This is a genomic window from Pseudomonas sp. HN11 (assembly GCF_021390155.1).
GTDB lineage: Bacteria > Pseudomonadota > Gammaproteobacteria > Pseudomonadales > Pseudomonadaceae > Aquipseudomonas.
This window is the reverse complement of sequence record NZ_CP089985.1, coordinates 5,979,269-5,993,073: the sequence shown is the minus strand read 5'-3', so window position 1 is coordinate 5,993,073 and position 13,805 is coordinate 5,979,269. Positions and strand designations below refer to the sequence as shown.

Sequence of the window (13,805 nt, the reverse complement as noted above, 5' to 3'; positions counted from 1 at the left end):
CAGCTCCGTCGCTTCAGAGATCGGCGGGCAGTGGCTCTTTCAGCCATTGCATAGCGTTCTTTTCCAGGCTGCCATCGGCCTTGGCCGCGACCAGGATCTGGTTGACCCTCTCCAGCAGCGCCGGCTCGTTCTTGTTCACGCCCACGTACACCGGCGAGTCCTTGAGTTTCACTTTCAGCGCGGGCACGCGTTTCGGGTTGCGTTCACTGATCGCCACCATCACCACGTTGCCGCTGGCGATCAGGTCGACTTGGCCGGCGAGGTAGGCGGCGATGGTGGAGTTGTTGTCTTCGAAGCGCTTGATGGTGGCCTCCTTGGGCGCCACGGCGGTCAGCTCGATGTCTTCAATGGCGCCACGGGTCACGCTGATGGTCTTGCCCTTGAGGTCGTCGGTGCTGTTGATGGCGGCTTCAGGCGGACCGAACACGGCCAGGTAGAACGGTGCATAGGCTTTGGAGAAGTCGATGACCTTTTCGCGCTCAGGGTTCTTGCCCAGGCTGGAGATCACCAGGTCGACCTTACCGGTGGTGAGGAATGGAATGCGGTTAGTGCTGTTGACCGGGGTGAGTTCCAGCTTGACCTTGAGCTGGTCGGCCAGCAGCTTGGCGGTGTCGATGTCCAGGCCGCGTGGCTTCATGTCAGGACCCACCGAGCCGAACGGCGGGAAGTCCTGGGGCACGGCGACCTTGAGGATGCCACGGGCGACGATGTCGTCCAGACCATTGGCCTGGGCGGGTGCCTGGCTCAGCATCAGGCTGGCAAACAGGGCAGTAAGCAGGGCGCTGTAGCGCTTGGTCATGGCAACTCTCCGAAAAGGGCGAAGGAATTTTCTGGATTTGCTCAGTGCACAGCCCATGCCATCACCTTGAAGAATGCCTGCAAGCCAGGGATTTGTTGCGTTGTGGTGGTCTTACTGGTCTGAACAGTTGCAGCATTTTTCGCACCCTTTTCGAGCGTCGATAAAACCTCGCGAGCCCCTTTGGGGCGTGGCTTGCCGACTGCCGCGAATAGCTTTACAACTAGCCGCTCAGTTGACTGGAACCTTGAGTTTTCTATGAATTCCATCGCCCAAGCCGTACCGGAAGCGGCCCTGCAGGCCATCCGCAAACTGATCAAGGAACAAGGCTTCGAGGCGGGCGATGCGTTGCCGTCCCAACGTGACCTGGCGGCGCAGTTAAGGGTGAGCCGGGCGTCGCTGCGCGAGGCGTTGTCATCCCTCAGCGCCTTGGGTGTGGTCAGTGTGCAGCCAGGCAAGGGCGTGTTCGTGCAGGCGGTCGAGGACTCGCCGAGCTTCGCCTGGCCCTTCGCGGCACAGGCTACGCCGCTGGATATCTTCCAATTGCGCTATGCCCTGGAAGGTTTTGCGGCTGGGTTGGCGGCGGTGACGCTGACCATCGATGAGTTGGACAGCGTGGAAGACAATGTCGAGGCCATGCGCAAGGTACTCAAGGCCGGCGACTTCGAAGCTGCCGCCCGGCTGGACTTCGAATTCCACCAGCGCATCCTGTTGGCCAGCGGTAACCAAGCGATGGTGAGCATTCTGAGCACGAGTGCCGAGGTCTTTCTGGAGAGCCAGAAGCTACCGTTCATCCGACCGGAACGGGCCATGGAAACCTGGCAGGAGCACCGCCGGATAGTGCGCGCCCTGGCCCGGCGCGCCAGTGCAGCGGCGCAGAAAACCATGCAGGAACACGTGCGCAATGCGGCGTTGCGCACGGGCATTGCCTTCGTGACTCCCGTAGCGCCTTGAATTGGGCGATACCCAAACTCATGGGCCATCATAGGAAGACTCAATCAGAGGCGGCTTCCTGAACGGGGGAAGGGCGGCTATGATGGGCCACGTTTTTTTTGCTTACAATCCGGAGACATCCATGAGCAACGATCTTATCAAGCACGTCACCGACGCGACCTTTGAGGCCGAAGTACTCAAGGCTCAAGGCCCGGTGCTGGTTGACTACTGGGCTGAATGGTGTGGCCCTTGCAAAATGATCGCTCCAGTCCTGGACGACATTGCGACCACCTACGAAGGCAAGCTGACCATTGCCAAGCTGAACATCGACGACAACCAGGAAACCCCGGCCAAGCACGGCGTGCGTGGTATCCCGACCCTGATGCTGTTCAAGAACGGCAACGTCGAAGCCACTAAAGTAGGCGCACTGTCGAAGTCTCAGTTGCAAGCTTTCCTCGACGCGAACATCTAAGCGTCGTCAAAAAGCCCCGCAAATAGCGGGGCTTTTTCGTGAAAGAGGGCTAGACGCTCCTAAACTCAGGTGGTACATTCGGCCCCGCACTGGTTTCTCCACTGCCCCCTGCATGCCGTCGCCGACGCACTCCTTTTCGATTAGTACGCGATCCTGTCGCTTTCTCTGCGGCGCGGCTTCATTAAGCCAAAAGCTTAATTTCCCCCCTCCATAAATGATTACGTCATTCCTATATGAATCTGACTGAACTCAAGCAAAAGCCGATTACCGACCTGCTCCAGCTGGCCGAAGAAATGGGCATAGAAAATATGGCCCGTTCGCGCAAGCAGGACGTGATTTTCTCCCTGCTGAAAAAGCACGCGAAAAGCGGCGAGGAAATCTCCGGTGATGGCGTGCTGGAGATTCTCCAGGACGGCTTCGGCTTCCTCCGCTCTGCTGACGCCTCCTATCTTGCCGGCCCAGACGATATCTACGTCTCGCCGAGCCAGATCCGTCGCTTCAACTTGCGCACCGGTGACACCATCGTTGGCAAGATCCGCCCTCCGAAGGAAGGCGAGCGTTACTTCGCCCTGCTCAAGGTTGACACGATCAACTTCGATCGTCCCGAGAACGCGAAAAACAAGATTCTCTTTGAGAACCTGACCCCGCTGTTCCCGACCGTGCGCATGAAGATGGAAGCCGGTAACGGTTCCACCGAAGACCTGACCGGTCGTGTGATCGACCTGTGCGCCCCAATCGGCAAGGGCCAGCGCGGCCTGATCGTCGCACCGCCGAAAGCCGGTAAGACCATCATGCTGCAGAACATTGCAGCGAACATCGCGCGTAACAATCCTGAAGTTCACCTGATCGTGCTGTTGATCGATGAGCGTCCGGAGGAAGTGACCGAAATGCAGCGCACCGTGCGCGGCGAAGTAGTTGCCTCCACGTTTGATGAGCCGCCAACCCGCCACGTGCAGGTTGCCGAAATGGTGATCGAGAAGGCCAAGCGCCTGGTCGAGCACAAGAAGGACGTAGTGATCCTGCTCGACTCCATCACCCGTCTGGCCCGTGCCTACAACACCGTGATCCCGAGCTCCGGCAAGGTATTGACCGGTGGTGTCGATGCCCACGCCCTGGAGAAACCGAAGCGTTTCTTCGGCGCTGCGCGGAATATCGAAGAAGGCGGCTCGCTGACCATTATCGCCACCGCACTGGTTGAAACCGGTTCGAAAATGGACGAAGTGATCTACGAAGAGTTCAAGGGTACCGGCAACATGGAATTGCCCCTGGACCGTCGCATCGCGGAAAAACGCGTATTCCCGGCCATCAACATCAACCGTTCGGGCACCCGCCGCGAAGAGTTGCTGACCGCCGACGACGAACTGCAGCGCATGTGGATCCTGCGCAAGCTGCTGCACCCGATGGATGAAGTCGCTGCCATCGAGTTCCTGGTCGACAAGCTGAAAACCACCAAGACCAACGACGAGTTCTTCCTGTCGATGAAGCGTAAGTAATACGACGTTTCAGGTCCGAAAGAATGGCGCCCTCAGGGGTGCCATTTTTTTTCGCCTGCTTTTTAAGCGCCGTTGGCACCCAAATGCACTGCGATAAGCTGCCAGCCGCCGTCATAGCAGGTAGGATGTACGCCTATTTTACGGGTGGCATGGTTAATGAAATTCAAGGATCTTCGGGATTTCGTGCAGCAACTTGAGCAGCGCGGAGAGTTGAAACGTATCCAGATGCCGATTTCCCCGGTGCTGGAAATGACTGAGATTTGCGACCGTACCCTGCGCAACAAGGGCCCGGCGCTGCTGTTCGAGAACCCGACCGGCTTTGATATCCCGGTGCTCGGCAACCTGTTCGGTACCCCCGAGCGCGTCGCCTTCGGCATGGGCGCCGAATCGGTCAGCGAACTGCGTGAAATCGGCAAGTTGCTGGCCTTCCTCAAGGAACCCGAGCCGCCCAAGGGCCTCAAGGATGCCTGGTCGAAGTTGCCGATCTTCCGCAAGATCATTGCCATGGCCCCCAAGGTGGTCAAGGACGCGGTGTGCCAGGAGGTGGTCATTGAAGGTGATGACGTCGACCTGGCCATGCTCCCAGTACAGACCTGCTGGCCCGGCGACGTCGGCCCGCTGATCACCTGGGGCCTGACCGTCACCAAGGGCCCGAACAAGGATCGCCAGAACCTCGGTATCTACCGTCAGCAAGTGATCGGCCGCAACAAGGTGATCATGCGCTGGCTGAGCCACCGTGGCGGCGCGCTGGATTTCCGTGAGTGGTGCGAAAAGCACCCCGGCAAACCGTTCCCGGTCTCCGTGGCCCTGGGCGCCGACCCGGCCACCATCCTCGGCGCCGTGACCCCCGTGCCCGACAGCCTGTCCGAGTACGCCTTTGCCGGCCTGCTGCGCGGTAACCGCACCGAGCTGGTGAAATGCCGTGGCAACGACCTGCAAGTGCCAGCCACTGCCGAAATCATCCTGGAAGGTGTGATTCATCCGGGCGAAATGGCCGATGAAGGCCCTTATGGCGACCACACCGGTTACTACAACGAAGTCGACAGCTTCCCGGTATTCACCGTCGAGCGCATTACCCACCGCATCAAGCCGATTTATCACAGCACCTACACCGGCCGGCCGCCGGATGAACCGGCCATCCTGGGCGTTGCACTCAACGAAGTGTTTGTGCCGATCCTGCAGAAGCAATTCCCGGAGATCACCGACTTCTACCTGCCGCCGGAAGGCTGCTCGTACCGCATGGCCATTGTGACCATGAAGAAGTCGTACCCAGGCCATGCCAAGCGGGTAATGCTCGGTGTGTGGTCGTTTTTGCGACAGTTCATGTATACCAAGTTCGTTATTGTCACCGACGACGACATCAATGCCCGCGACTGGAACGACGTGATCTGGGCCATCACCACGCGCATGGACCCCAAGCGCGACACGGTGATGATCGACAACACGCCGATCGACTACCTCGACTTCGCCTCGCCGGTGTCGGGCCTGGGTTCGAAGATGGGCCTGGACGCCACCCACAAATGGCCGGGTGAGACTACCCGGGAGTGGGGTCGGGTGATCGTCAAGGATGAAGCCGTCACCGCCCGTGTCGATGCGATCTGGAAAGAATTGGGAATAGATTGATGCGTGTAACCCTGCAACCTTCCGGTGCCGTGCTGGAGTTGGTCCCCGGCGAACGAATCCTCGAAGGCGCTCGTCGACTCGGCTACGAGTGCCCCCAGGCCTGCCGCAACGGCGTGTGCCATGTGTGTGCCGCGCTGCTGGTGGAAGGCCGGGTGCAGCAGGCCGGCGAGGTGCGTGATCATGGCGAGTTCTACACCTGTATCGCCGAGCCGCTGGAAGATTGCATTGTGTTGTGGGATGGCGTGCTGGCGCCGGGAGAGTTGCCGTTGCGCAAGTTGTCGTGCCAATTGAGTGAGTGTGTAGAGGTCGGTGGCGATGTATGGCGCGTGCGCCTGCGTGCGCCGGCCGGCAAGGCGGTGCGTTACCACGCCGGGCAATACTTGATGATCGAACGTGAGAACGGCGAGAAGTCGGCGTTTTCTCTGGCCTCGGCGCCTCATGCCGGGCGCGAGCTGGAACTGCATGTGCTGGCCCGCGAGGACAGCGCCCGCACCTTGCTTGCGCAGCTGCAACGCAACCAGATGGCCCGTGTCGAGCTGCCCTTTGGGGACACCCACCTGGCTGAGCTGCCGGACGGGCCGTTGGTGTTGATCGCGGCCGGCACCGGCATGGCGCAGATGCACAGCCTGATCGAGCATTGCCGTGCCTCGGGCTTCAAGCACCCGGTGCACCTATACTGGGGGGTGCGCCGCCCGGAAGACTTCTACGACATTGAGCATTGGGACCAATGGCTGCAGTTGCCCAACCTGTTCCTGCACAAGGTCGTCAGTGATCTGTGTGGTTGGGAAGGGCGCTGCGGGTTGCTGCATGAAGCGGTGTGCGAAGACATCACCGACCTCAAGTCGGTGCACGTCTACGCCAGCGGTTCACCGGCAATGATCTACGGCACCCTGGATGCGCTGGTGGATGCGGGTATGGATGCGCACCAGATGCGTGCCGATGTGTTTGCCTACGCCCCGCGCCCATAAATTACTGACGTACGCCGCTCCCACATTGGTTTGTGTCGTGTCAGGGTCAGAAGCGCACGCCAGTGGTCACCATCGCGGCATTGAACCCCAGCAACACCAATTCCGTCGCCACCGGCCCATAATGCGCGCCCACCGACGGAATGATCACCGGCGCCACGCCGAAACGGTTCAACGGGATTTTGTCGCGGTACTTGCCGCGATAGCCCTGGATCGCCCCGCCCGTCAGTTTCAAATACACCGGATAGGCGTCCATGTCGTAGCGCTTGCCCGCGTACGCATAGTACGAGCGCTGCCGGAACGAGTTGCGAAACGTCGCCCCGCCGTACACAAAACCTGACGCCTCGTTACGTTCAAGACCGATGAGGTCCTGGTTGTTGTTGTGCTCGGGGTCGGGCGCGAAATGCCGGGTGTAGACGCTGGTCTGCGCGTACCAGAAGCCCTTGTCGTCTTCGGTGGCCGGCACTTCGCCCGCCAGTGCAGTGGTGGCCTGGGCCAGGAACAGCAGGCCAGGCAATCGGAATTTTTTCATGGGGGCGACCTCGGTAGGCGGTTTGATGGGCGGCTAGGTGGGTCGTGATGTGTGCGCCATTTTGACGGCTTGGCGCGTTATCAGGCTGAACCAGGGCTGAAAGTAGCGGGATTGGCCCATGCAATCCTGACGGATGGGGCATTTTGCTTATGCATTCACTTATGCTTTAAAGGTATTTAATTTGTTGCATAAATATCCTTAAGCTATATCGCAACGGACTACCGACTCACTCACAACACCAATCACTGACCGCTACCGCCCGCCAGCCGGATCGATCGTACGAACTCAGAGCACGACACTCTGGTTTTTGATTCAAGGGGAGCGGAATGGGGAGCTACAAGCAGCACGCGTTGTATACAGCGATTTTGTCGGCCAATTTGCTGACCGCTGTCGGTTTCAATCCAGTCTTCGCGGCCGAAACGCCCGCCACCGATGCACCCAGGCTTGACACCGTGATCGTCACCGGCACCCGCGTCCAAGAGCGTACGGCGAGTGCATCGCTGTCACCGATCGATGTGATTTCCGGCGATACCCTGCGCAGCACCGGCTCGGATGAGCTGGGCGCGGTGTTGGCGCGGCTGATTCCGTCGATCAACTTCCCGCGTCCGAGCCTGGTGGACGGCGCTGAGCTGGTGCGTCCTGCGCAATTGCGCGGTCTGTCTCCGGATCAGGTGCTGGTGCTGGTCAATGGCAAGCGTCGCCACACCAGTGCATTCGTCAACCTGGGTGGTGCGGTGGGGCGCGGCTCGGCGCCGGCGGATTTGAACGCGATCCCGGTGTCGGCGGTGGACCATATCGAGGTGCTGCGTGATGGCGCCTCTGCGCGTTATGGCTCCGATGCCATTGCCGGTGTAATCAACGTGATCCTCAAGCGCGCCGACCACGGTGGTTCGATCTCGTCGAAGTTTGGCGAGTACAAGAAGGGCGACGGTATCCAGCGCAATCTCAGTGGCAACACGGGTTTGGCATTGGGTGAAAACGGCTTTATCAACCTCTCCGCCGAAGGCGCCGACAACGATTACACCAACCGCGCCGGTAAGGATTTCCGCCTTGGCAGCGTAGGTTCCACGACCTACGGCCAACAAGTGTTTCGCCAGGGTGAGCCGGCCACCCAGGAAGGCAAGTTCCAGTTCAACTCGGAATATTCCTTCAACGATGCGGCCGAGTTCTACACCTTCGGCGGCTACAGCAAGCGGCGCGGCGAGACGGCGGCGTTTTACCGGGCGAGCAACGCGTCCAACAACATCCCGGCGCTCAACCCCAATGGCTACCTGCCGCTGATCAAGGGCAACCTGGAAGACACTTCGCTGGTGGTGGGCCTGCGCGGTCTGCTGGCCTATGACTGGCATTACGACTTGTCGGCCAACTACGGCAAGAACCAGTACGAGCTGAGCACCGAAACCATCAATACCTCCCTGGGCCTGGCCACGCCGCGCAAGTTTGATAACGGCACCCTGAGCAACGACCAGAAGCAAGTCAGCCTGGACCTGTCCCGCGAGTTCGATGTGGGCTTCTTGCCGTACCCGGTGTCCGTGGCCTTTGGCGGCGAATATCTGCACCAGGGTTATGAAATTGAGGCGGGTGAGACGGCGTCCTACTATCAGACCGGCAGTTCGGGCCTGGGCGGCTTCCGTGATGCCGACGCCGGCAGCCGTTCGCGCCACAACTGGGCCCAGTACCTGGACCTGGAAACCAACTTCACCGAAAAACTCAGCGCGTCGGCTGCCGTACGACATGAGGATTACAGTGACTTCGGCTCCAATGTCAGTGGCTCGCTGTCGGCTCGTTATGACTTCACCCCGCAGGTGGCCTTGCGCGGCAGTATTTCCAACGGTTTCCGCGCGCCGTCGCTGGCTCAGCAGAACTTTGCGTTCACTTCATCGCAGTTGATCGGCAGCGATATCCGCGAGGCCGGTACTTTCCCGGCTTCGAGCCAGGTGGCCCGCCTGCTGGGCGCGGAAGACCTCAAGGCCGAGAAGTCGCGCAACTACAGCCTCGGCCTGGTACTGGAGCCTGCCGACGACCTGACGGTGACGGTGGACGTGTACCGCATCGACATTCGCGACCGTATCAGCCTGTCGTCCAACCTCAATCTGGACCCGGCGACCCAGGCCTATCTGCGTGCCAACGGCGTCGGCAACATCAACTACACCACCGCCCGCTACTTCACCAACGCTACGGACACCAGCACCGACGGCGTCGATCTGGTGGCCAACTACCGCTACCAGTTCGATAACGGCATCCGCTGGAACAGCACCGTGGGCTACAACTACAACCATACCAAGGTCACGGATGTGAAGCCCAACCCGGCCATCCTCGACAGCCTGGGCGCCAATCTGGTGCGCGTGGACCGTCGCGAGAAGAGCGGTTTGCTGGGCGATACCACGCCTGAACACAAGCTGAGCCTGGGTAACGACTTCACCTTCGGCAAATGGGCGCTGCACAGCAACCTGGTGCGCTATGGTGAATTCACCAGCTACCAGGCCGACAAGGCCAACGACCAGACCTTCAAGGCGGCCTGGGTGTTGGATTTGTCGGCGGACTACAAGTTGAAGAACTGGACCTTCACCCTGGGTGGCGACAACGTCACGGATAAATACCCGGAAAAGGTCAATGCGTTCGCCAGCAGTGGTGGCAATTTGGCCTATAGCACTTTTTCGCCGTACGGTTACAGCGGCGCGTTCTATTACGGTAAAGTTGCCTATAACTGGTAATACACAGGAGACCTAAGCGATTTGCCATGACCGTCATTGAATCCGATCTTTTGCAATTGGCTTACCCTCCGCGGCTCGATCTTGGGCCGCAACTCACTCACGAACAGTTGATGAGCTCAATGCAGGCCACCATGGCCCAGCACAAGGGTGGGCCGGTCTGGCTTTTCGCTTATGGTTCGCTGATCTGGCGCCCTGAATGCTCGTCGACCGAGCGGGTGCGGGCACGCGTCCACGGTTATCACCGGGGCCTGTACCTGTGGTCCCATGAGCATCGGGGTACACCGGAGCTGCCGGGGTTGGTGTTCGGGTTGGATCGCGGCGGCTCGTGCAGCGGGTTTGCCTACCGCCTGCCGGAAGACCAACTGGAGGCCTCGCTCTATGCCTTGTGGCAGCGCGAGATGCCTTACCCATCTTACCGGCCACACTGGCTCACCTGCCGTCTGGAAGATGGCACTACGGTACAGGCGCTGGGGTTTGTATTGGAACGGCACCTGCCCAGCTATGCCGGCAACTTGCCCGATATCGTGCTGAACCATGTGTTGCAAAGCGCTTGCGGGCGTTACGGCACGACTCGCGATTATGTCGAGCAGACCGTCAACGCCCTGCGTAGCCACGCCATGCCAGATAAGAACCTGGAGGCGCGGCTCAAGCGTTGTGCGAAGGACTGTTCAGGCGGTTAACGCGACGAACTCACGCTGTTGGTGTGCCACAGCGTCGGGACCAGGAAGGCGATGGCCAAGATGCACGCGCCAATCAGCAGCACGAAACCACCGTCCCAACCGAAATGGTCCACGGTGTAGCCCATGGCCGCACTCGCCGCCACTGACCCCCCCAGGTAACCGAACAGACCGGTGAAACCCGCAGCAGTGCCCGCGGCCTTCTTCGGTGCCAGTTCCAGCGCCTGCAGGCCGATCAGCATCACTGGACCGTAGATCAGGAAGCCGATGGAGAACAGCGCGATCATGTCGACCATTGGGTTGCCCGGTGGGTTGAGCCAGTAAACAAGGGTCGCTACGGTCACCAGTGCCATGAACACAATGCCCGTCAGGCCACGGTTGCCACGGAAGATCTTGTCCGACATCCAGCCGCACAGCAGCGTGCCCGGAATGCCGGCCCACTCATAGAAGAAGTACGCCCACGATGATTTATCGACCGTGAAGTGCTTGGCTTCTTTCAAGTAGGTCGGCGCCCAGTCCAGAACGCCGTAGCGCAATAGGTAGACGAACACGTTGGCGAAGGCGATGTACCACAACATTTTGTTGCGCAGCACGTACTTGACGAAGATTTCCTTGGCGCTGAATTCGTCTTCGTGGCTGGCGTCGTAGCCTTCCGGGTAGTCATTCTTGTACTTCTCGATCGGCGGCAGGCCGACCGATTGCGGAGTGTCGCGCATGGTGATGAAGGCAAATGCCGCCACCAGCAAAGCCACGGTGGCCGGTACGTAGAAGGCTGCGTGCCAGTCGTTGAACCAAGCCATGCCCAGGAGGAACAGTGGGCCGATCAGGCCACCGCCGACGTTATGCGCCACGTTCCACACGGACACCACGCCGCCGCGTTCTTTCTGCGACCACCAGTGCACCATGGTGCGTCCGCTCGGCGGCCAGCCCATGCCTTGGGCCCAGCCGTTGATGAACAGCAAAATGAACATCATGGTCACGCTGGACGTCGCCCAAGGTGCGAAACCGAAAATGAACATCACCCCGGCGGAAACCAGCAGGCCGAAGGGCAGGAAGTAGCGTGGGTTGGAGCGGTCGGACACCAGGCCCATGAGGAACTTGGACAGGCCGTAGGCAATCGCGATGGCCGACATCGCCAGGCCCAGTTCGCCACGGGTGTAACCTTCGTCGATCAAGTAGGGCATGGCCAGGGAGAAGTTTTTGCGCAGCAGGTAGTAGCCGGCGTAACCGAAGAAAATACCCGCGAAGATCTGCCAGCGCAGGCGTCGGTAGGTGCTGTCTATTTTTTCTTCAGGCAGGGGCGCCTGATGTGCGGCAGGACGAAAGAAAGCAAACATTCAAGAGCTCCAGATTTCTTGTTTTGACTGCGGATGCGAATGTTACAGTTTCGTTACCGAAAATAGCATCGCCTCTTATCTGCAAACACAGGAAATGAGAGCAATTGTATGTTCTCTTATGAACATGTCGCCAATGGATAAATGATGGTCGTTATTGGATTCTGTAAGTGCTGAAGTCCGCTCCCACATTGACCGCATTTCACATCGGTTAGCGAGTCTGGACGACCACCTTGCCCACCGCCTTGCGCTGGCCCAGGTCATTGATCGCCTGTGCGGCTTGCTCGAGCGGATACACCTGGGACACCAAAGGCTTGAGCTTTCCTTCGCCATACCAACTGAACAACTGCTGAAAATTCGCCGCGTTGTCCTGCGGCTGGTGCTGGGCAAACGAACCCCAGAACACCCCAACCACCGCCGCACCCTTGAGCAGCGCCAGATTCACCGGCAGCTCGGGAATGCGCCCGCTGGCGAACCCCACCACCAGCAGGCGGCCGTTCCAGGCGATGGCACGGATGGCCTGGTCAAACAGATCGCCACCCACCGGGTCGTAGATCACGTCGGCGCCGTTGCCGTCGGTAAGGCGCTTGACCTCGTCTTTCAGGCTGGTTTCGCTGTAGTTGATCAGCTCATCGGCGCCGGCGGTCTTGGCCACCGCAAGTTTGTCGGCGCTGCTGGCGGCGGCAATCACCCGCGCGCCCATGGCCTTGCCGATTTCCACGGCGGCCAGGCCCACGCCACCGGAGGCGCCGAGTACCAGCAGGGTTTCGCCAGGTTGCAGGTTTGCGCGTTGTTTCAGCGCGTGCATGGACGTGCCGTAGGTCATGCTGAAAGCGGCGGCGGTGTTGAAGTCCATGCTCGGCGGGATGGGTAGCACGTTGTAGCCGGGCACCGCGACCTGCTCGGCAAAGCTGCCCCAGCCGGTCAGCGCCATGACCCGGTCACCGACTTTCAGGTGACTGACCTTTTCCCCCACTTCACTGATCACGCCCGCCGCCTCGCCACCCGGCGAAAACGGAAAGGGCGGCTTGAACTGGTACTTGCCCTCGATGATCAAGGTGTCCGGAAAATTGACTCCGGCGGCGTGCACGTCCAGCAGGATTTCGTTCTTCTTGATCGCCGGGCTGGCGACATCTTCCAGCACCAGGGTTTCGGCAGGGCCGAAGGCTTTGCACAGCACAGCTTTCATCGGACTATTCCTTTTGGCGTCGTGGCCGATAAGTGTAGGAGCGCAGGCGCGTGGGTCAACGAGCATGCCCGCGCCTGATAAGCCGCCATAAGCTTGTGCTCTGCCTTGCTAGCGTTATGCTACCCGGCAACCGAATGTGAGGAGTGAATTGTGAAAGCGTGGATCCTGTTGATGCTGGCCCTGACCTTGCCAATGGCAGCCCAGGCGGAAGAAGCCAAAGAAGGCGAGGCGCCCAAGGTCAGCTATATCAGCCTGAGCCCGCCGTTCGTGGGGAACTACGGCTTGGATGGCACGGCGAAACTCAAGGTATTCAAGGCCGACATCGCCCTGCGCGTGACCGGCACCGAAGCCGCTGCTGCCGTCAAAGCCAACGACGCATTGATCCGTAATCAGTTGGTGGCGCTGTTCACCCAGCAGACCAACGAGGCCATGAGCACCGTCGAGGGTAAGGAAAAGTTGCGCCAGGAAGCCTTGAAGCAAACCCAGCAAGTGATGAGCGACGAGACCGGCAAGCCGGTGGTGGAAGATCTGTTGTTCAACAACCTGATCATCCAGTAACGCCTCAACGCAAACTGATCACCGCAGCCCATTGCTCGTCGGTCACTGGCATCACCGAAAGACGGCTGCCTTTCTGCACCAGAGGGAGTTCGGCGAGGGCGGTTTGCTGTTTCAGGTAGCCCAGGCCGAGCACTTTGGAGAAGGTGTCGACGTGCGCCACATTGATCGCGCTCCACGGATTTTTTTCCGGGGTGGCCTTTGCGTCGAAATAGTGGCTTTCGGGCTCCAGCGCGGTGGGGTCCGGGTAGGCCGCCTCGACGATTTTACCGATGCCGGCAATGCCTGGCTCCGGGCAACTGGAGTGGTAGAAGAAAAATTGGTCACCCACCGCCATGGCACGCAGGAAGTTGCGCGCCTGGTAGTTGCGCACGCCGTCCCAGCGGGCTTCGCCGAGCTTTTCCAGGCCTTTGATGGAGAGTTCGTCGGGCTCGGATTTCATCAGCCAGTAGGCCATTTTTGGGCTCCTGAAAAAAGCAGTGGGCAAGTTGTCAGGCAATTTGATGACAAACCGACAGTCGG

Annotated in this window: 13 protein-coding genes; 8 read left to right on the top strand and 5 right to left on the bottom strand. The window is 59.8% G+C overall.

The annotated features are described in order from the left end of the window. Positions 1 to 13: 13 nt before the first annotated feature. Positions 14 to 799: a transporter substrate-binding domain-containing protein gene (locus tag LVW35_RS27600; protein WP_233892870.1), complete on the bottom strand. Its 786-nt coding sequence runs from the start codon at positions 797 to 799 to the stop codon at positions 14 to 16. Positions 800 to 1,054: 255 nt separating this feature from the next. On the opposite strand from LVW35_RS27600, the gene LVW35_RS27595 reads away from it, so the two are divergent. The 5 genes from LVW35_RS27595 (at position 1,055) to LVW35_RS27575 (ending at position 6,285) form a co-directional block, all read left to right on the top strand. After that, a complete protein-coding gene (locus LVW35_RS27595; RefSeq protein ID WP_233892869.1) occupies positions 1,055 to 1,750 on the top strand; it encodes a FadR/GntR family transcriptional regulator in 696 nt (231 codons plus the stop codon). A gap of 121 nt (positions 1,751 to 1,871) precedes the next feature. Continuing rightward, complete coding sequence (trxA, locus tag LVW35_RS27590; protein ID WP_003213989.1) at positions 1,872 to 2,201, top strand: thioredoxin TrxA; 330 nt, start codon at positions 1,872 to 1,874, stop codon at positions 2,199 to 2,201. A gap of 233 nt (positions 2,202 to 2,434) precedes the next feature. Continuing rightward, entirely contained in the window at positions 2,435 to 3,694 is a 1,260-nt protein-coding gene (rho, locus tag LVW35_RS27585) for a transcription termination factor Rho (protein ID WP_016973082.1), read from the top strand. 156 nt (positions 3,695 to 3,850) lie between these two features. After that, complete coding sequence (gene ubiD, locus LVW35_RS27580; RefSeq protein ID WP_003176824.1) at positions 3,851 to 5,317, top strand: 4-hydroxy-3-polyprenylbenzoate decarboxylase; 1,467 nt, start codon at positions 3,851 to 3,853, stop codon at positions 5,315 to 5,317. After that, complete coding sequence (locus LVW35_RS27575) at positions 5,317 to 6,285, top strand: CDP-6-deoxy-delta-3,4-glucoseen reductase (protein ID WP_233892868.1); 969 nt, start codon at positions 5,317 to 5,319, stop codon at positions 6,283 to 6,285. The genes ubiD and LVW35_RS27575 overlap by 1 nt, the downstream gene beginning before the upstream one ends. Before the next feature lie 46 nt (positions 6,286 to 6,331). On the opposite strand, the gene LVW35_RS27570 is transcribed toward LVW35_RS27575, so the two are convergent. Further along, complete coding sequence (locus tag LVW35_RS27570; RefSeq protein WP_233892867.1) at positions 6,332 to 6,814, bottom strand: sn-glycerol-3-phosphate transporter; 483 nt, start codon at positions 6,812 to 6,814, stop codon at positions 6,332 to 6,334. Between the two features lie 326 nt (positions 6,815 to 7,140). Here LVW35_RS27570 and LVW35_RS27565 point away from each other — a divergent pair, with 326 nt between their 5' ends. Both LVW35_RS27565 and LVW35_RS27560 read left to right on the top strand, forming a co-directional pair. Beyond that, positions 7,141 to 9,528, top strand: a complete 2,388-nt coding sequence (locus LVW35_RS27565; protein WP_233892865.1) for a TonB-dependent receptor plug domain-containing protein — start codon at positions 7,141 to 7,143, stop codon at positions 9,526 to 9,528. A gap of 26 nt (positions 9,529 to 9,554) precedes the next feature. Beyond that, complete coding sequence (locus LVW35_RS27560; protein WP_233892864.1) at positions 9,555 to 10,208, top strand: gamma-glutamylcyclotransferase; 654 nt, start codon at positions 9,555 to 9,557, stop codon at positions 10,206 to 10,208. Here the strand turns inward: LVW35_RS27560 and glpT are convergent. After that, positions 10,205 to 11,542 carry a glycerol-3-phosphate transporter gene (glpT, locus tag LVW35_RS27555; protein ID WP_233892863.1) on the bottom strand — a complete coding sequence of 446 codons (1,338 nt, stop codon included), beginning with the start codon at positions 11,540 to 11,542 and terminating at the stop codon, positions 10,205 to 10,207. The genes LVW35_RS27560 and glpT overlap by 4 nt on opposite strands. A 208-nt stretch (positions 11,543 to 11,750) precedes the next feature. Beyond that, positions 11,751 to 12,728 carry an NADPH:quinone oxidoreductase family protein gene (locus LVW35_RS27550; protein ID WP_233892862.1) on the bottom strand — a complete coding sequence of 326 codons (978 nt, stop codon included), beginning with the start codon at positions 12,726 to 12,728 and terminating at the stop codon, positions 11,751 to 11,753. A 150-nt stretch (positions 12,729 to 12,878) separates the two neighbouring features. Between LVW35_RS27550 and LVW35_RS27545 the strand changes: the two genes are divergently transcribed. Beyond that, the gene (locus tag LVW35_RS27545) at positions 12,879 to 13,286 is read left to right on the top strand and encodes a flagellar basal body-associated protein FliL (RefSeq protein ID WP_093120488.1); all 408 of its coding nucleotides are present in this window, start codon (positions 12,879 to 12,881) and stop codon (positions 13,284 to 13,286) included. Between the two features lie 4 nt (positions 13,287 to 13,290). On the opposite strand, the gene LVW35_RS27540 is transcribed toward LVW35_RS27545, so the two are convergent. After that, a complete protein-coding gene (locus tag LVW35_RS27540) occupies positions 13,291 to 13,740 on the bottom strand; it encodes an EVE domain-containing protein (RefSeq protein ID WP_233892861.1) in 450 nt (149 codons plus the stop codon). Positions 13,741 to 13,805 lie beyond the last annotated feature (65 nt).

What these genes read in the sequence shown, in the direction of transcription:
- glpT (WP_233892863.1), bottom strand. Translation starts at nt 11,542, where the DNA reads ATGTTTGCTTTCTTTCGTCCTGCCGCACATCAGGCGCCCCTGCCTGAA.
- LVW35_RS27575 (WP_233892868.1), top strand. Translation starts at nt 5,317, where the DNA reads ATGCGTGTAACCCTGCAACCTTCCGGTGCCGTGCTGGAGTTGGTCCCC.
- LVW35_RS27560 (WP_233892864.1), top strand. Translation starts at nt 9,555, where the DNA reads ATGACCGTCATTGAATCCGATCTTTTGCAATTGGCTTACCCTCCGCGG.
- ubiD (WP_003176824.1), top strand. Translation starts at nt 3,851, where the DNA reads ATGAAATTCAAGGATCTTCGGGATTTCGTGCAGCAACTTGAGCAGCGC.
- LVW35_RS27565 (WP_233892865.1), top strand. Translation starts at nt 7,141, where the DNA reads ATGGGGAGCTACAAGCAGCACGCGTTGTATACAGCGATTTTGTCGGCC.
- LVW35_RS27600 (WP_233892870.1), bottom strand. Translation starts at nt 799, where the DNA reads ATGACCAAGCGCTACAGCGCCCTGCTTACTGCCCTGTTTGCCAGCCTG.
- trxA (WP_003213989.1), top strand. Translation starts at nt 1,872, where the DNA reads ATGAGCAACGATCTTATCAAGCACGTCACCGACGCGACCTTTGAGGCC.
- LVW35_RS27540 (WP_233892861.1), bottom strand. Translation starts at nt 13,740, where the DNA reads ATGGCCTACTGGCTGATGAAATCCGAGCCCGACGAACTCTCCATCAAA.
- LVW35_RS27570 (WP_233892867.1), bottom strand. Translation starts at nt 6,814, where the DNA reads ATGAAAAAATTCCGATTGCCTGGCCTGCTGTTCCTGGCCCAGGCCACC.
- LVW35_RS27550 (WP_233892862.1), bottom strand. Translation starts at nt 12,728, where the DNA reads ATGAAAGCTGTGCTGTGCAAAGCCTTCGGCCCTGCCGAAACCCTGGTG.
- LVW35_RS27595 (WP_233892869.1), top strand. Translation starts at nt 1,055, where the DNA reads ATGAATTCCATCGCCCAAGCCGTACCGGAAGCGGCCCTGCAGGCCATC.
- rho (WP_016973082.1), top strand. Translation starts at nt 2,435, where the DNA reads ATGAATCTGACTGAACTCAAGCAAAAGCCGATTACCGACCTGCTCCAG.